16 protein-coding genes are annotated in these 15,974 nt (G+C 44.6%); 9 read left to right on the top strand and 7 right to left on the bottom strand.

The window, feature by feature from the left end:
* Positions 1-52 precede the first annotated feature (52 nt).
* Both ACHFJ9_RS00295 and ACHFJ9_RS00290 read right to left on the bottom strand, forming a co-directional pair.
* A complete protein-coding gene (locus tag ACHFJ9_RS00295) occupies positions 53-1,294 on the bottom strand; it encodes a sensor histidine kinase (protein ID WP_395354682.1) in 1,242 nt (413 codons plus the stop codon).
* Positions 1,266-1,934: a response regulator transcription factor gene (locus tag ACHFJ9_RS00290; protein WP_047009266.1), complete on the bottom strand. Its 669-nt coding sequence runs from the start codon at positions 1,932-1,934 to the stop codon at positions 1,266-1,268. Before ACHFJ9_RS00290 ends, ACHFJ9_RS00295 begins: the two co-directional genes overlap by 29 nt.
* Before the next feature lie 90 nt (positions 1,935-2,024).
* On the opposite strand from ACHFJ9_RS00290, the gene ACHFJ9_RS00285 reads away from it, so the two are divergent.
* The 4 genes from ACHFJ9_RS00285 (at position 2,025) to ACHFJ9_RS00270 (ending at position 4,857) form a co-directional block, all read left to right on the top strand.
* Positions 2,025-3,224, top strand: a complete 1,200-nt coding sequence (locus ACHFJ9_RS00285; RefSeq protein ID WP_395354680.1) for a DUF5666 domain-containing protein — start codon at positions 2,025-2,027, stop codon at positions 3,222-3,224.
* 125 nt (positions 3,225-3,349) lie between these two features.
* Entirely contained in the window at positions 3,350-3,649 is a 300-nt protein-coding gene (locus tag ACHFJ9_RS00280; protein ID WP_145472013.1) for a hypothetical protein, read from the top strand.
* Positions 3,650-3,942: 293 nt separating this feature from the next.
* Positions 3,943-4,575: a hypothetical protein gene (locus ACHFJ9_RS00275; protein WP_256894148.1), complete on the top strand. Its 633-nt coding sequence runs from the start codon at positions 3,943-3,945 to the stop codon at positions 4,573-4,575.
* Between the two features lie 3 nt (positions 4,576-4,578).
* Entirely contained in the window at positions 4,579-4,857 is a 279-nt protein-coding gene (locus ACHFJ9_RS00270; RefSeq protein ID WP_046875328.1) for a hypothetical protein, read from the top strand.
* Positions 4,858-5,345: 488 nt separating this feature from the next.
* Here ACHFJ9_RS00270 and ACHFJ9_RS00265 read toward each other — a convergent pair whose 3' ends face one another.
* The gene (locus ACHFJ9_RS00265; RefSeq protein ID WP_395354677.1) at positions 5,346-6,395 is read right to left on the bottom strand and encodes a Preprotein translocase subunit SecY; all 1,050 of its coding nucleotides are present in this window, start codon (positions 6,393-6,395) and stop codon (positions 5,346-5,348) included.
* Positions 6,396-6,833: 438 nt separating this feature from the next.
* Between ACHFJ9_RS00265 and ACHFJ9_RS00260 the strand changes: the two genes are divergently transcribed.
* Complete coding sequence (locus ACHFJ9_RS00260; protein ID WP_012842502.1) at positions 6,834-7,295, top strand: hypothetical protein; 462 nt, start codon at positions 6,834-6,836, stop codon at positions 7,293-7,295.
* Positions 7,296-7,388: 93 nt separating this feature from the next.
* Positions 7,389-7,862: a copper chaperone PCu(A)C gene (locus tag ACHFJ9_RS00255; RefSeq protein WP_042521048.1), complete on the top strand. Its 474-nt coding sequence runs from the start codon at positions 7,389-7,391 to the stop codon at positions 7,860-7,862.
* A gap of 339 nt (positions 7,863-8,201) precedes the next feature.
* On the opposite strand, the gene yegD is transcribed toward ACHFJ9_RS00255, so the two are convergent.
* From yegD to ACHFJ9_RS00240, 3 genes are all read right to left on the bottom strand, one after another.
* On the bottom strand, positions 8,202-9,554 hold the full coding sequence (yegD, locus tag ACHFJ9_RS00250; protein ID WP_006742470.1) for a molecular chaperone: 1,353 nt from the start codon (positions 9,552-9,554) through the stop codon (positions 8,202-8,204).
* A gap of 112 nt (positions 9,555-9,666) precedes the next feature.
* Positions 9,667-10,290, bottom strand: coding sequence for a hypothetical protein (locus ACHFJ9_RS00245; RefSeq protein ID WP_005395624.1), 624 nt, complete (start codon positions 10,288-10,290; stop codon positions 9,667-9,669).
* Between the two features lie 325 nt (positions 10,291-10,615).
* Positions 10,616-10,936 carry a DOPA 4,5-dioxygenase family protein gene (locus ACHFJ9_RS00240; RefSeq protein WP_005375836.1) on the bottom strand — a complete coding sequence of 107 codons (321 nt, stop codon included), beginning with the start codon at positions 10,934-10,936 and terminating at the stop codon, positions 10,616-10,618.
* Between the two features lie 657 nt (positions 10,937-11,593).
* On the opposite strand from ACHFJ9_RS00240, the gene pdhA reads away from it, so the two are divergent.
* The 3 genes from pdhA to ACHFJ9_RS00225 are packed head-to-tail and all read left to right on the top strand — an operon-like array spanning position 11,594 to position 14,809.
* Positions 11,594-12,688 (top strand): pyruvate dehydrogenase (acetyl-transferring) E1 component subunit alpha, encoded by a 1,095-nt coding sequence (gene pdhA / locus ACHFJ9_RS00235; RefSeq protein ID WP_012842500.1) that lies wholly within the window; start codon positions 11,594-11,596, stop codon positions 12,686-12,688.
* Positions 12,681-13,664 carry an alpha-ketoacid dehydrogenase subunit beta gene (locus ACHFJ9_RS00230; protein ID WP_104972702.1) on the top strand — a complete coding sequence of 328 codons (984 nt, stop codon included), beginning with the start codon at positions 12,681-12,683 and terminating at the stop codon, positions 13,662-13,664. The genes pdhA and ACHFJ9_RS00230 overlap by 8 nt, the downstream gene beginning before the upstream one ends.
* Positions 13,661-14,809 carry a dihydrolipoamide acetyltransferase family protein gene (locus ACHFJ9_RS00225; RefSeq protein WP_047009272.1) on the top strand — a complete coding sequence of 383 codons (1,149 nt, stop codon included), beginning with the start codon at positions 13,661-13,663 and terminating at the stop codon, positions 14,807-14,809. Before ACHFJ9_RS00230 ends, ACHFJ9_RS00225 begins: the two co-directional genes overlap by 4 nt.
* A 66-nt stretch (positions 14,810-14,875) precedes the next feature.
* Here ACHFJ9_RS00225 and ACHFJ9_RS00220 read toward each other — a convergent pair whose 3' ends face one another.
* Positions 14,876-15,841 (bottom strand): electron transfer flavoprotein subunit alpha/FixB family protein, encoded by a 966-nt coding sequence (locus ACHFJ9_RS00220; protein ID WP_395354672.1) that lies wholly within the window; start codon positions 15,839-15,841, stop codon positions 14,876-14,878.
* Between the last annotated feature and the right edge of the window lie 133 nt (positions 15,842-15,974).

The following is a 15,974-nucleotide window of genomic DNA, read 5'->3' as shown; positions in this document are numbered from 1 at the left end:
CTAATTCAAATTCCAGTTTTTTCTTGTTTGACTGTGGGTTAGACGCACAAAGCTAGGAACGGAATTCCACTTTCGCACTAAATCGAACACCATCATCGTCCAGTATTAACGCCCATCCCATCCGTTCACATATGCGTTGTACGATAACAAGACCACAACCGTAACCAGCGTTGTACGTCTCGTTACCATCGTGACGATTCAGGATCTTAAGAGCATGACCATCCAACTCAATCTCAATATCTCCCACACTATAGCTAAAGGCGTTTTTAATCAGATTGTTGATAACAATGGTCACAAAACTCTCTGGTGCATTCACGACACCACTATGTTGTTCGTGCAAAGAATAATTCGAATCTTGCTTTGCAAATAAAGGAGCCAGCTCTTCCAGTTGTTTTTGTAGACAAGTAAGAAGCTGATGCTCTCCGTAATGCTGAGGCTCTATTTTCTCTTTACCGAGCAAGAGAAACGCTTCTGTCAGTACGCGCATGTCTTCACAAGCCGACTGCATCCTCGCGATGGCTTTTTGCGCGACTCGAGGTTGATCTGGAATACGCGTTAGAATGTCTGTTGAGCCTTTGATCACCATGATTGGCGTTCTCAACTCATGCGATGCAAAACGGCTAAATTCTTGTTCTCGTTTGAAATAACCCGCGATATCGTTTTTATTATCCAGCAAAGTTTGCTCTATCTGGCGTGTCTCGCTGAACTTGGTTTCAACTTGGAAAGCGGGTTGATCCGGTGACATTTGGCTGATTTTGTCTTCGATTTGCGCTAGTGGTCGAGACAATATTCGCACCATATAAATGCCATACCCGACCATAACAAATGAAAATAAGCCACCGAGCAGTAGCGTAAACTGATGCAGCGAGCTTTCGTATTCGTCGAGGTAATCATCGGAGTCATCTTGAAACACAATGTACATAAGCCCCTTCCCTGAGGGATGTTTCAATACGACAAAGTGTTTGTCTTCTTCACCAAGCAGATATTCGTAAAAACCGGGCGAAGTAAAAGAGAGCAACCAATCCGGTGTCGGTGCTTCACTCCAATATGAGTTGAACTCCAATACGTTTGGCAATGGCGCATCCCAGCCCTGTTTCTCGAAATTCTCACTATAAAGCGCAGCTTCAGTATCAAGCCAGTGATGTAAACTCAGCACTTCGAGTTTGTTTTCTGCCACATAAATCAGCGACCAAAAAAGAGTAAACATCACAAGCGTCATCACCCCAAAACCCCAACGGATCTTGCGATAAATACTTGGATATTCGTTATGCTTTAAGTCGGTAACCTTGTCCATGAATAGTCTCTAATCGTGATTCTTCAAAACCTTTGTCTAACGCGGTTCTTAAACCATAAATATGGCTACGAAGTGCATCACTTCCGGGTGGTTCGTCTCCCCACACACTATCGATCACTTCTGTGCGCGAAACCGATGCTGGAGCACGTTGGAGAAGTAACTTTAAAATCTTGGTTTGAATTCGGCTCAGCTTAATTTCTTTGTCTTTTCTCGTCACTTTGCCTGTGCGCGCATCTAAACAAATGTCCGCAAACTTGAGCGTGCCAATATCTTGCCTTGGACCGCGATTAGCCAAAGCATGAACACGTAAACTAAGCTCTTCCATCGCAAATGGCTTCATTAAATAATCATCGCCTCCCGCTTTAAATGCCGCGATTTTGTCATCTAACGTATCTTTTGCGGTTAGGAAGAGGATTGGCGTTCCACAGAGCTCATCTTGTCGAAGTTTCTGTACCGTACTAATGCCATCAAGCTTAGGCATCATGATATCCATGATGATTACATCGTAATGATTATCCTCGATTAACTTCAGTGCGGCCTCACCATGATACGCACAATCGATAATCATGCCTTCAAGCTCAAGATAGTCCGCAATCGTCTCCGAGACATTGTGGTTGTCATCTACAATTAAAATTTTCATAAAAATCACATTTCTTCACGATCTCTTCACGATATGCCCAATAAGATACAGGCAATTTCCTAAACTAGCTCGTAAATTGAGGTTAATACAATGAAAAAACTCGCTCTTATTTCTGTAGTAGGTTTGGCATTGTCTGGTTGTGGTGGTTCAGGTGGTGGCAGCAATAGCGATAGCACACCAACTCAACCAGTAGTGAAACCAAGTGTAGCGATTGGCTCTGTTGAAGCGGTCAACGCTGAAGAAAACACGTTAACCGTCAATGGATATACATACCATGTGTCTGGGGTGGTTTATGGCGATACATCAATGCAATTGGCCGATGTAGAACCCAAAATGATGGTTCTAGTAGGAACAGATGTTCGTAAAGCGTCTGACGATGGCTTCTTAGTAACACTTGAGCCAACCATTACCGGACGTGTTACAGCAATTGATTATGTGAAGAAAACATTTACGGTAAACGGCGTAGATCTGCAGTTTGACGGTTTAAGTGATGATATAGAGATCAACGACTGGGTGATGGTGTCATCCTTGCCGACTGCTGATGCGGGTTATCGAGTGTTGTCTGTGGTCGAAATCGACGTAGATAACGATTACCCAACTCTTGGAAGCTACTACGAACTAGAAGGTCGCATTACTAGTATCGATGAAAATGCTGGCACGTTTAAGCTTGGTACAAATATAACCGTATCTTACGACAACATTAGCCAACTTAGCATCGGCCAATGGGTGGAAGTAGAAGGTGAAATGCAAAACGGCGTCTTCATGGCAAATGAGGTAGAAGTTGAAGGCTACGACGTCATAAGCAATGACAGCGATGTGGAAGGCATCGTGACTTGGGTTGCAAATGATTACAGTGAGTTTTCATTAAACTACCGAGGTGCATTCTTCATCGATAACGCAACACGATTTGAAGATGGCAGCAAAGCGAACCTAAAACAAGGTCAAGAAGTGGAAGTAACGTCTGTCATGAAAAATGGCAAACGCATCGCTACCGTTATTGAGTTTGAGCAACCAGACTTTGACGATAACAACCAATGGCAAGGTAAAGAATTTGAATGTGAAGGATACGTATCAAACTACGATGCTGAAGCAAGAACATTTGACATCGAGCGTTGCGAAAACGACGCAGATCAATTGCTAAACAACACTACCGTTGTGATTGATGTACAAACACGCTTCCAAGGCATCGAAGAACTTAACCTAAATGGTGCTCGTGTCGAAGTCGATGGTGTAATCATCAACGACCAAAATATTGCCCGTGAAGTGGAGTTGGACGTTTACGACAACTGATACCTTCTACGCTAAAGAAAAAGTGTCACTTCGGTGGCACTTTTTTGTTTTCACCTGACTATGCTTCCCTAGACTCAAACTAGCAAATTTCCGCGTAACTCTTTTCTCCAAATTACACTTTACCTATGTTCCACAATATTGGTGACTACTATGAAAAACGTTATCTCACTCTGCTTATCTTACTTTTAGCTTCATCCACCAGCTTAGCTAACGTGACTCCCCCTGACTGCGATGCAGAAAAAACAACCAAAACCGTTGCGAAAAAAACCGTGGTTGGTATTGGCAGTTGTTGTACACCTAAAGAAACATTGAAAGATACCGCGATTGATCCAAGAAAAGACAAACTGCCAGATGAAAGGGTGGCGGGCAAAGCTGTTGATACAACGACACAAGAAAAAAGAGAGGAAAACGGTGAAAAGACGTGACAAAAAAGCTCAATAAAAATTAACGTCTACACCATAGAGTTTGAGCGTAGAAAGCATGTTGCCGAAATAAACTGATTACTTACCTGTTGTTTGATGCCCAAGTTCAACCTTGTTTTCTCATATTCCAATACAGGACTTTGACCTCGTACTATTTTTACTACACAAGTCAATTAATTAGTAATAGTTTCTCTTAACTCTGAGACTTTGAGCCTAATGAAAAGTGCTACAACTTGCATACAAATCACTTGTCTATATTGTACACATACAATATATGAAAAAAAGGAGGTCTAACGATGGTTAGAGGTTATAGTGAGCAGACGCTAAAAACCGAACCTGTAGTTCAGTTGGCGATACTGACAGGCTTAGATGCAGATTTGAGTTTTATCAGAAACAACAGAGAAAAGGTTTTGCCTGTAATAACAGGTGTCATTTTGTATCGACAGCTCAATCGACTCGACCAAAGAAAAGTCCTTGAACAAGCACAGGCTTTAGGGAATCCGAAATTTTTCGGTAAGGTTCAAATGCTGATAGCGCAAAGTATTGCTAAGCCCATGTGGAACCCTTGGAGTCTATCAGATGGTGAGTTGCGCCAGTATTTCGATACTCATCAGGCAGTCGCAGACTTCCTTTCTACATGGTTTATCACCATCGATATTAAACTTGAGGTCGGCTTTGCAGCAGCTGTTATATACGGGCTATCAAAAGGTCAAGGGGCTGCATTGATTAAAGAAATGGCTTCTGTGCACATCGCTGAAGAGACTTTCAAGAAACTCAGCCTCTCATCAACTGCGCAACGAGCTGGCGCGAGAGCATTTTTTGTAGCGGTTATTCTCGCGAGTGTACTCAAAGGCTTTAACGAGGCTGATGCGCTAGCTGCAAAGCAAGAGTTATTACGACGTAACATGCTTAGAATAGAGGATTTGTAAGCTATGTTTTGGATACTGGGTCTTTTTATCTCGTTGTTTATCATGTACTCGGATTATGCGCATTATTTCTATACCAAGCGGCACGGAAAGAAATCTAAGGTTTCTCGCTTATTAAGCTTGCTGATCACGGTAACGCTTCCTATGATTGCTACTACCGAGATTTTGAACGATCTTGGGGCAGGGAAAGTCACCTACCAAGTGTGTGTAATTTTCGTTTCGGCTTTAGTTGGTCTTCTGGTCTGTTTGTCGGAACAGTATCGTTTTAAGGCAGAAAGAGATTAGTCGTATCATGTTGTGTAGCTATCAACAAAGGCACCAAATTAGCGCCTCTTTCATTCTTGGTGTATTAATAACCGATTCGGGCAGGTAAGTTTGGAGCAAATGTTTCCTCACGTGTATCCTCGATCACGCGACCGCTATTATGACTTCCTGAATGAAGCAAAATGTATCTTTCGGCTAATTTTTAACTCGCTGACTTAGAGCCTTTAATCACCTGAATACGCATAGTTCATGCCCACCATTGAGCCGTCTGAACTATTCGCTGTACCATGATAGAAAATAGTTTCTGTATTGAAACATATATCCCTTGCGCGTGAATATTTAGCTGACTCGGACATATCAAATCTAGCCTCAACTGATATCCAAGTGAACTTTCAATTTGCAAGACCAGTTGTTCATAATTTATTTAAAAGTTAAAAACTAGTTAATGGCGAGCTAATACAAAAAAGAGCGCCGATTGACGCTCTTTCCGATCTCTAATTGATAACCAATTATGCTGTCTCTGTCTGACCTATCCAATGATAATGGTGGTTGGCTTTTTTACCCACTAAACCGAGCTCTGCCAATTCCTCAAACACCTTGTCTACCTCTTCCGCAGATAGCCTAAATTGTTTGGCAACGGCTTTTTTTGTGCACGTAATTTGATGCGTTTTAAGTGCATCGCTCACTTGCTCTAACAGAGTTTTCGGTTCTTTTGGCTCTTCAGGCTCCGGCGTTACTGGTATTTCTTGCGCTTCCTCCTCTTTGATATGAGGAAGATACCCCGCTGGCTCTGGATCGATATCGCGAACCGTTTTCAGTATCATGCCCTCATTTCGGCGATAGAAATGTCTGAACCGTTGCTCTTCACCAATCAGGCCGACAAAAAATGCAGCAAAGAAATCCAACAGAATCGAAAGAAATACAACCAAGCCAAGCTGAGCTTGCTGAGAGGTGGTACCAAATGCGTTGGCTAGGCTATCAATCAAACCAATCACTGAGCCTTGCGTGACCGGTGGCAAACTATCACGTTCCATAGCCAAGCGTTGCTGCTCTTCGCGTAAGGTTTTGTTTTGCTCCTGAATGCGAGTTACACCGGTCGCGATACGCTCCATCTCGATGTATTTCTGCGCTGCCATATTGTTGAGCTCAACCTGTTTATCGATTGCCGCAATTTGGCGATTAAACGCGTCCACTTTCGCCTGCTCTACCGAAATATGGCTTTGTGCGCTGTTTGTTGCACTGTTAATGCCACCAATACTACCGCCAATGGAGATCGCAGCTAAGACTAAATAAAACACGAGAGCGGTTGCCGCCCCTGTATAGTTGCGATGGGCTCGGCGCTCACCGTATTCATACCAAGCGTAGAACTTACCCGCTTCAAAAATAATCGCTAAACCACCAAATAAGGTTTGCATCATCGGGTTTTCGTCGATCGACAAAAACAGCAATAGAGAAAAAATAGTCGATGCTAAAATCGCAGCACCAGTGAATGCGTATACACTCACCATGGCAAATCGACCTTTAGGGTATCGATATCCAATCTGTTGTTCGTATTTCATTTGAGAAATTTCTTAAGATTAATCGCCCCTCCGACTAAGTAGGACGGACGTTCTGGCATGTACAAAGGAGCGCAGAATACCGTATCCTTTATTAAATTACTGTCATAATTCCGTTAATGGAAAACAAGTGAAGATTCGGTGTGCATTTTGAATCGATATCAGCCAAATCTAGCACGTAAAAACACCACTTCGGCACCCACTAACCGAAGTTTCAGTGACATATAAGAGAGATTAATTCAGTATCTTCAAAAGCGACTAGGCAAGACTGACAAGTTGAATTGGAGGTTGTGAATGCCAGCCGAATCAAGACATTAAAGCGTTAATAACAGGCAATAAAACAAATAATGCACACTTGCATCACCTTTTAGTAAACTGATAATTACATTGTTTGGTTAATTTGTTAGTATCCCGCGCCGAAGAAGATAAGCACTCAATTGTATGGAAAACACTCTAATACAGCATAAACACCATCGCTTGCACGCTATTGCGGTTATTATCGCGGTGTTGTTTCAGTTGTATTTAGCGTCCACAGCGACTCTTAACCCAACACAAGTTCACAGCACAACCTGGCTTAACAAAGTTCAAAGTGAAAAGGTCTTACTGTGTACCGCAGATGGTTTCAAATGGGTGGATATCAATACGCTGATTGAAGCTAATGCTCAACCTTCTTCTACGCTCATTCAAGATCTTAATTTACATGAAGGCTTTCAGTTTGAATGTCCGCTTCTACAAGCGGTTCAATTCTTTCTTTTGGTTGCGATTGGGCTATACCTGACTACCATCCATTGGCTGCGCCGAGTCAAGAATGCCCTGACGCCTTACCGATTTTCAAAATGCGATAAGCTCGTTTACAAACACATCGCGCCTAAGCACTCTCCGCCGAGTGTTTTTCCTGCCTAACAGGCATCTAATCATTAACAACTTTATTCAAAAATAACGATGACTCTGTTTGTTGTCCATTCAGAGAAGCTATTCATTCAAAAGGAAAAACACATGCTTAAATCATTTAAAACCGCCGCTATCGCGCTTATTGCTGTCATCGCTAGCCCGCTGAGTTTAGCGCACGATTATGAAGCAGGGAAAATTCATATCGATCATCCATGGAGCCGCGAAGCGCCACCAAACGCACCTGTTATCGGTGGTTTTTTTCAATTAACCAACCACGGTGACAGTGAAGATGCATTGATCGCAGCAGAAAGCCCAATCGCAGGACATGTCGAAATTCACACGCATAAGAAAGAAGATGGTGTGATGAAAATGATTAAGATTGACGAAGTGCGCGTTCCCGCCAATGACTCAGTGTTGTTTAAGCCAGGCAGCTTCCATTTAATGATTTTCAATCCAACACAAACGCTCAAAGAAGGTGACCGCTTCCCTATGACGTTAACATTCAAAAACGCGGGTAAAGTGGAAGTAGAAATGGCGGTTGAAAAACAAGGTCACATGGAAAAACACATGCACCATTAATGACGTAAACAAAAATGCCCGCTGATTTAGCGGGCATTTTTATTTCAGCTTAGTAAAAATCATTATTCCGATAGATCATAACCCGATTCTTCAGAATAATGGCAGCGAGTTGCGCTTAGCGAGACGAAGTCATATACATAACAGCATGCTCGGACAATAGATCTGAATCACGCTCGTCCCTCATTGTTCAGAATGACATTGAAAGATTTAAGAACCCTAACAAGGTTCCCTACTCGCATGAAACTCAATCTCTCAGCGAAGTCTTCCAACCATCATTTGATAAGCCTAAGCGAAGTCATAAATTTGGTAACAATGCCCATAGCGCAATTAGTTTTCTTTCTACTTGAAACAGACCTCAGCCCAACGAGCTAGGCCAGCAGTTACCGAGCCAAAATAATTTCCACTGACGACCGGAATATTTGGCAGTACGGTTTGCACCGCATCGCGCAAAATTGGCGAGCGTGCCGAACCACCAGTCATAAAGATAGCATCGGGTTTCACCCCAGCTTGCTCTACCGCTTCTGTCACCAACGCCGTCATTTTATTCTTCGGCGACTGAATCGCTTCGATCATTTCGTCTCGTTGCACATCGACTTCAATCAGTTCTGACAGTAAGTTGATGCCAGTTCGGTAAGAAGCTTGTTCTGAAAGCGCCACTTTCGCTTCTTCGGCACGGCGAACAATGTTGTAGCCTAAAGACTCATGATACACCTCTAGCAAACGAGCAAGCTTTTCTGGCTCTTGAGCCTGCTTTTGAAGCAACTTCAACGCGGATAGGTTCTCTCGCGAATAGAAATCACTCTGCGCTTCTACATTGTTGATTGCTATCGGGTTCCAGAATTGGGTGGTCGGCATCACAATACCTGACTCCATTTTGCTTTCCATGCCAAACGGGAACATGAGCTGCTTAAATGCTAACGCGATATCAAGATCATTCCCGCCGACGCGCTGGCCACTATGAGCTAACAAGCTTGCGGTCCTATCCGCTTTGCCACGCCAAGACGGCCCCATTTGAATCAACGAGCAGTCCGTTGTACCACCGCCAATATCGACCACTAGAATGGTTTTGTCTTCGCTGAGTGTCGCTTCATACTCTAGGCCCGCCGCGACAGGCTCAAACTGAAACTCCACATTTTGGAAGCCCGCACGTTTCGCTGCCCGCAACAAAATGCGTTCAGCCTGAATGTTAGCCGTTTCACCGCCACGCCCATGGAAGTTAATTGGCCGGCCGATAACAGCATCGGTAATACTTTGCTGCGCATCGTTTTCGGCTTGCGACTTAATATTGTCCATCATCGCGCAGACAAGATCTTCGAAGAAAGCCAATTGCACGTCACGCAAGCCAGAAGCGCCAAGAAAAGACTTCGGCGACTTTACGTAATAGATATCACGAGGATCTTCCAAATAGAGATTAAGCGCCGCCTGACCAAATGCAATGTCGTCAGATTCGAGATCAATACTTTCTTCTCGGTTTAAATTGATTGCCCGGCGTAAAACCTGCTCACCAACTTGATCTAATGGTTTAATATCTCGATGGCGAAATAAGTGCTCGGATACCGATTCACGAGTCGGTGCAGCAAGGGTGGAAGGAATAAATGGACTGCTCCCTTCTAGGTTAAGCATTACTGGCTCACCCGATTCCATTTTTGCCACTGAACAGTTTGCAGTGCCATAGTCAAAGCCGATAAACATAGTTCCTCCCACTAATAAGGGCCTGTAGACCGTTAAAAAGCCGGCAATGCTAACTTAATGGCATAGGAATTACTATCCTAAAATCGTGTGTAATTTAACGTGGCAAGTCTATCTAAGGTTTATTGCTCTCTTTTTTCATAGATGGCAAAACAACCGCAACCAATAACGCCAATAATAAGAATACAGGAGTAAGCGTTAATCCGTGCCAGATCGAATAACCGTCATGGAACAACCAGAAAATACCAACTGTCAAGAGATACGCAAAGTAACTGCAAAACACTAAGCTAATCGCAACAAAGCGCGTTCGATTGATAATAAGAATCCGCACTAGATACTGACTGAGAATACCAGAACAGTGCATGGCAAGCTGCCAATTGATGATAAAGAAAGCAAGCGCAATAAACCCTGCAACCACTAGTGAATCGTGAGTATTTAAAATAAAGTAGCTACCAAATCGGCTTATGATGATCGGGTAATCCCCTTCATATACTGTTGACCAAGATATCGCATTTGCTGCTGCAATATAATTCGCAAAATAAGCGATGGCGTAAAAAGTCGTTTGAGAGCTGAACGGCTGAAATACATCCGTACAATATCCTCGCCATTCTTCTTTGTTGGCGGTAGGTCCAACCCAGTTACGTTTTTGATGAGCGACGCGTTCGGCGAATGCAGGTCCGTTGCGAAACAACAACCAAAATATATACAGTGAAAGTATGACCAAGAGTATCGAAAACATACCCTTCCCCCTCAGAAATTATCGGCTCCACTGCCAATGGCGTTGGGGTCGTAAACTGCACTTCCCTGCTATACCTATTTCATTTATCTGAACTTATTATTTTATTGCTGCCAAAACTTATTTAACGACATGCTAAACAGAAACATGGTCTCACTTGATGTTTAAGCTCAAAAGCCTACTTGTAGGTTTAGCACACAAAAACAGGGCCTGCAGAATGGAGAAAAGGAAACCGCGACTTATTAACGAACATGAAGACGCTAACTTGCTACGGTGACCGCGATGAGGGGAGAAGCATTCAAAGCGGTCATACATGCGAGAGGAACAACTATTTCTCTAGCTTCTCTTCAAATACACCAATCTCTCTACCCAACCAAATCGCGCGTTCCGTATGGTCGAGCAACTCTTCTTCACTCACAGGATGGATAAGCACAGAAAAATCACCTCGAATCGTATCGAGCCAAGCCAAAAACTCTTCACTCAATGACTCTAGGTGAATTTCAAACATCGGCATTTTATGTGGGCCAACCAATCTTCCAACCAAAGGAAACACACGCAGCACATCTTGACGCTCTTGACGGATGATCTCGTTCAAGGCTTGCGCTTTATCTTGTTCTCTTAAAGGAAAATAAACATGAGCGTGATACATAATTTCTCCATAATCACTTCGACTTGAGCGCCATCTACTGCTGATAAGCTCAAGGACCGCCGAGGGTATACATTTGTAATGCCGTCACCCTACCCTGATTCCACTCTGTTGGGAAGAAGTTATGTATTCTCATAAGGCCGGAGTTTCGGGCACAACAAAAAATCTCAATACAACACATAACAACTACTTGAGTTGATTCATTAATAATGACTCACTTTGTCAAATTTTACAGCCAAATTTTGTTGCAAATATGTTTCATTAACCAGTAATTAAATTCGAATTTAAAAATATCACCAACAAAATAACAGCATATTACTCTGCCAAATCAGGGTGTAAGCAAAACTTTACTACTGGGCGAAAGTCAAAATGAAGCACAATTTAACAATTTGTTTACACTTATTGTATCTGGCTATCCCACGATTTAGTTAGAGGGTTAGATGCAGAAAAAATGTTTCTCTGTGTCTTGCGATGAAATAGCCGCAGCGGTGTTATCGGAAAATAGTTTAAAGGACGTACAGATACCTACAGCTATAGAAAACACAAGCAACCTTAGGTATGGCCTTTGCGCTGATATCAGAGTTTGAGTACCCATACAAACTCTGGTTTGATATGAACAGCTGCAGTCCAAAAGACACGCAGCGTCAAAAGGAGCTTGAGATGAACGTTCAGGCATTACCCATGCATCGGTTTATCGACCATCATGGGGACCTAGTCGGCCAACTACCCAACTGGGCTGACACTGAAACTTTGGTCGGGTTTTACCGAGACATGGTATTAACTCGCACTTACGACAACAAAGCCGTTGCATTGCAACGCACCGGCAAGTTAGGGACCTACCCTTCGCACCTAGGTGCTGAAGCCATCGGCATTGCGGTCGGCAGAGCGCTGAAAGCCGATGATGTATTTGTCCCTTATTATCGCGATATGCCTGCAATGTGGTGTCGTGGTATTGGCATGGAGAAGAATCTTCAATACTGGGGCGGTGATGAGCGCGGTAGTGATTTTGCTCCAGAGGGCAGCCCAATTCCTAGCCGAGATCTTCCATTCTGTGTTCCCATTGCGACGCAATGTACGCACGCTGTCGGGGTGGCTTCCGCACTGAAAATTCAAGGTAACCATGAAGCTGCGCTAGTCATGTGCGGCGATGGCGGTACATCCAAAGGGGATTTTCTAGAGTCAATAAACTGTGCGGGTGCTTGGAATATTCCACTTGTTTTCGTTGTGAATAACAACCAGTGGGCAATTTCAGTGCCGCGTAGCCTTCAATGTGCTGCCGATTTCTTATCAGAAAAAGCGCAAGGCGCTGGCATCCCGGGCATTACGGTAGATGGTAACGATGTCGTCGCCGTTTATGATGCAACTAAGACCGCACTTGAGAGAGCGAGAAAAGGGAAAGGCGCAACACTCATCGAAGCGGTCAGTTACCGATTAAGTGACCACACTACTGCCGATGATGCGACTCGTTATCGTAAAGAGGACGATGTTCAAACCGCATGGCAATACGAACCTATAGCACGTCTTAAAACGTATCTCCTTAATCAAGGTGCTTGGAGCGATGAACAAGAGCAACAATGGCTAGAATACTGCAAGGAACAAGTGGAACTGGCAGTTGAACGCTACCTCAGCTTACCGTCACAAGCACCAGAAACTGGGTTCGATTATTTGTATGAATCGCTTCCCCAAGAGCTTCACGCTCAAAGAGATGAACTCATCAACAAAGCAATGCGAATGCAGGGAGGCAAACATGGCTGAGCTAACGTTAGTTGAAGCAGTAAACCTCGCTCTGCACCACGAAATGCAACAAGACCAAAATGTTGTCGTGTTAGGTGAGGACGTAGGTGATAATGGTGGCGTATTCCGTGCCACCGTAGGGCTCAAACAAGAGTTTGGTCTCAAACGAGTGATCGATACGCCACTCGCTGAAGCGTTAATCGGCGGTGTTGCGGTCGGTATGGCAACGCAAGGATTACGACCTGTCGCCGAATTTCAATTTCAAGGTTTTGTTTTTCCGGCAATGGAGCACTTAATGTGCCATGCGGCACGCATGCGTAACCGAACTCGCGGTCGCCTCACTTGCCCCGCGGTTTTTCGTGCGCCATTTGGTGGCGGTATTCACGCTCCAGAGCACCACTCAGAAAGTGTAGAGGCGCTATTTGCGCACACTGCTGGCTTTAAAGTAGTGATCCCTTCTTCACCACAACGCGCATACGGCTTACTTCTCGCTGCAATTAGAAGCAATGATCCCGTCATGTTCTTCGAACCGAAGCGCATATATCGCACCGTTAAATCTGACGTCGTTGACAATGGCGAAGCACTTCCACTCGACACCTGCTTCACCTTACGTAAAGGGCGAGATATCACGCTTGTTACTTGGGGCGCATGCGTCGTAGAGTCACTTCAAGCCGCACAGACCTTATCTAGTCAAGGGATTGAAGTCGAGGTGATTGATTTGGCGAGTATTAAGCCAATTGATACCGCGACGATTTTCAGCTCACTAGAAAAAACCGGACGTTTACTCGTTGTTCATGAAGCGAGTAAAACTTGTGGTGTGGGCTCTGAGCTTTTAGCTCGAACAGCCGAACACGCCATGTGCTTACTAAAAGCCCCACCTAAACGAGTAACTGGAATGGACACCATTATGCCTTATTACCGTAACGAAGATTATTTCATGGTTCAGGAAGAAGACATTGTGACCGCAGCGCGCGAACTCGTGGAGGATTGGAAATGAAGACGTTTAACTTACCCGATCTCGGCGAAGGCCTCGCTGAATCAGAAATTGTAAAATGGCACGTTAATGTCGGTGACATGGTTAAGTTGGATCAAGTGATCTTAACTGTCGAGACAGCAAAAGCGACGGTCGACGTTCCCGCCCCCTACTCGGGCCGTGTAGTCAGCCGCCATGGGGAAGAAGGTGATATCGTCAATATTGGCGCATTGCTACTCGAAATTGACGAAACTGGCGCAGAGCGCGGGGCAACGGTAGAGAAAAAAGAGACCGCTGACGCCGCAACCGTTGTCGGCAATGTTTCTCATCAAGCGCATCACGTTAACGTCGATGACTTCTGGATTGGAGGCAATCACAACACGACTGAGAGTAATCTAGTTACTGCTCTACCGTCGGCTCGTCTATTGGCACAAAAACTTGGGGTAGATCTTAATCTCGTGTCAGGCAGTGGTCCAAACGGTCTTATCGTTGATGCCGACATTTACGACGAAGCCGGGAAACAGCGTCCGGGCACAGAAGTATTGAAAGGCGCTCGACGTACCATGGTGTCCTCGATGACTGAGTCACACGAGCACGTTGCTGCCGTGACCATTACAGAAGAAGCGTTGCTGGAAGACTGGCTGCCGAACGAAGACATCAGTATCCGTCTGGTTCAAGCGATTGTTCATGCATGTCAGGAAGAGCCTGCTTTAAATGCTTGGTTTGATGCAGAAACCATGACGCGTTGCGTGCACAATACAGTTAATCTTGGTATTGCTGTAGATAGCCGTCATGGCTTGTACGTCCCCGTATTGCGCCACGCAGATGAATACGAGCCACAAGATGTTCGTCGTTGGCTCGATCAAACTGTTGAAGGGATCAGAGAGAGAAAGATCGGTCGAGAGCAATTACAGCACGCGACGATTACGCTTTCCAACTTCGGAGCGATTGCCGGCATTTACGCGACACCTGTCGTCACACCTCCGCAAGTCGCTATTGTTGGTGCTGGTCGAATACTCGACCGAGTGGTGATAAGAAATGGTCAAGCAATTTCGGTGAAAGCAATGCCGCTATCCGTAACGTTTGATCATCGCGCTTGTACTGGTGGTGAAGCAGCAAGGTTTACTAAAGTGCTTGCAGAACACCTGCAACGCCCGAGCGAAAAGTAACTGGTAAAAACCAAATGATAAAGGCTTCCAGCTCGGAAGCCTTTTGTTTGAGAGAACAGATTATATCTACAGCTTCTCTAGCAACTCCGGCATCACCTCAAATAAATCGCCGACCAACCCATAGTCAGCGATGTCAAAAATAGGCGCATCGGGATCGCTGTTAATTGCGACAATCACCTTTGAGTCTTTCATTCCCGCTAAATGTTGAATAGCACCAGAAATTCCGACGGCAATGTATAATTCAGGTGCAACAATTTTACCAGTTTGCCCGACTTGATGGTCATTAGACACATAACCCGCATCGACCGCCGCTCGGGACGCTCCTACCGCTCCACCTAGCTTGTCAGCCAATTGTTCGACTAAAGCAAACTTCTCTTTACTCCCGAATGCACGACCACCCGATACCACCACTCTAGCCGCTGGCAATTCTGGTCGCTCACTTTCTGGCGTTTGCTGCGAAATAAACTCACTAAGTTTGTTGATAATCACTGTATCGACTTGAGTAACCTTAGGGACAACTGGCGTGTCTGACAGCTCTACGGCATCAAAAGCCGTACTTCGTATGGTCATCACTTTAAAGGGGTCGTTCGACGTGACTCTCGCCAATGCATTCCCGGCATAAATGGGACGAATCACCGTATCGATAGACTCGATTGTCATCACGTCCGAAAGTTGCCCTACATCGAGCAACGCCGCCACGCGAGGCATCACATTCTTACCAAATGTACTGGCAGGAGAAAGAATATGTGAGTAATTTTTGGCTACTTGTGAGATCAAAGGCGCAATGTTTTCCGCTAACCCATGCTCGTATTCCTTCGCGTCAACCCAGATAATTTCTGCAACGCCCTTAACGCACTTCAACTCATCCAAAACCGATTGGCACTGATAACCAATAAGCAATACAGAAACAGGAAGCGATTTATCATCATCCTTAATATCAAATGCCGCTTTAATTGCACACAGCGTCCCTACAGCCAAGGACTGGTTGTCATGTTCCGCAATGACAAGTGTTGCAAATGGTCGGTCGTCCATGGTCATACCTCGTATAACACGTCAGATCCATTACTTGAGCTTAGTTCACTTCACGTTAACGTCAACTGAGCTATAGTTTTCTGTATAGAAACCAAAAACCTGTCACGCAGATGACGATAATAGAAAGGAAGCA

Origin of the sequence: Vibrio sp. D3 (genome assembly GCF_043995865.1) — a bacterium.
Lineage (GTDB): Bacteria > Pseudomonadota > Gammaproteobacteria > Enterobacterales > Vibrionaceae > Vibrio > Vibrio diabolicus.
The sequence above is the reverse complement of the archived record's forward strand: the minus strand, read 5'-3'. Positions and strand labels throughout refer to the sequence as shown.

Bases quoted from the DNA above. Each gene is read 5' to 3' on its own strand.
- yegD (WP_006742470.1), bottom strand. From the start codon at position 9,554: ATGTTTATCGGCTTTGACTATGGCACTGCAAACTGTTCAGTGGCAAAA.
- ACHFJ9_RS00260 (WP_012842502.1), top strand. From the start codon at position 6,834: ATGGAAAACACTCTAATACAGCATAAACACCATCGCTTGCACGCTATT.
- ACHFJ9_RS00240 (WP_005375836.1), bottom strand. From the start codon at position 10,936: ATGTATCACGCTCATGTTTATTTTCCTTTAAGAGAACAAGATAAAGCG.
- ACHFJ9_RS00270 (WP_046875328.1), top strand. From the start codon at position 4,579: ATGTTTTGGATACTGGGTCTTTTTATCTCGTTGTTTATCATGTACTCG.
- ACHFJ9_RS00225 (WP_047009272.1), top strand. From the start codon at position 13,661: ATGAAGACGTTTAACTTACCCGATCTCGGCGAAGGCCTCGCTGAATCA.
- ACHFJ9_RS00280 (WP_145472013.1), top strand. From the start codon at position 3,350: ATGTTCCACAATATTGGTGACTACTATGAAAAACGTTATCTCACTCTG.
- ACHFJ9_RS00255 (WP_042521048.1), top strand. From the start codon at position 7,389: ATGCTTAAATCATTTAAAACCGCCGCTATCGCGCTTATTGCTGTCATC.
- pdhA (WP_012842500.1), top strand. From the start codon at position 11,594: ATGAACGTTCAGGCATTACCCATGCATCGGTTTATCGACCATCATGGG.
- ACHFJ9_RS00220 (WP_395354672.1), bottom strand. From the start codon at position 15,841: ATGGACGACCGACCATTTGCAACACTTGTCATTGCGGAACATGACAAC.
- ACHFJ9_RS00290 (WP_047009266.1), bottom strand. From the start codon at position 1,934: ATGAAAATTTTAATTGTAGATGACAACCACAATGTCTCGGAGACGATT.
- ACHFJ9_RS00285 (WP_395354680.1), top strand. From the start codon at position 2,025: ATGAAAAAACTCGCTCTTATTTCTGTAGTAGGTTTGGCATTGTCTGGT.
- ACHFJ9_RS00275 (WP_256894148.1), top strand. From the start codon at position 3,943: ATGGTTAGAGGTTATAGTGAGCAGACGCTAAAAACCGAACCTGTAGTT.
- ACHFJ9_RS00265 (WP_395354677.1), bottom strand. From the start codon at position 6,395: ATGAAATACGAACAACAGATTGGATATCGATACCCTAAAGGTCGATTT.
- ACHFJ9_RS00230 (WP_104972702.1), top strand. From the start codon at position 12,681: ATGGCTGAGCTAACGTTAGTTGAAGCAGTAAACCTCGCTCTGCACCAC.
- ACHFJ9_RS00245 (WP_005395624.1), bottom strand. From the start codon at position 10,290: ATGTTTTCGATACTCTTGGTCATACTTTCACTGTATATATTTTGGTTG.
- ACHFJ9_RS00295 (WP_395354682.1), bottom strand. From the start codon at position 1,294: ATGGACAAGGTTACCGACTTAAAGCATAACGAATATCCAAGTATTTAT.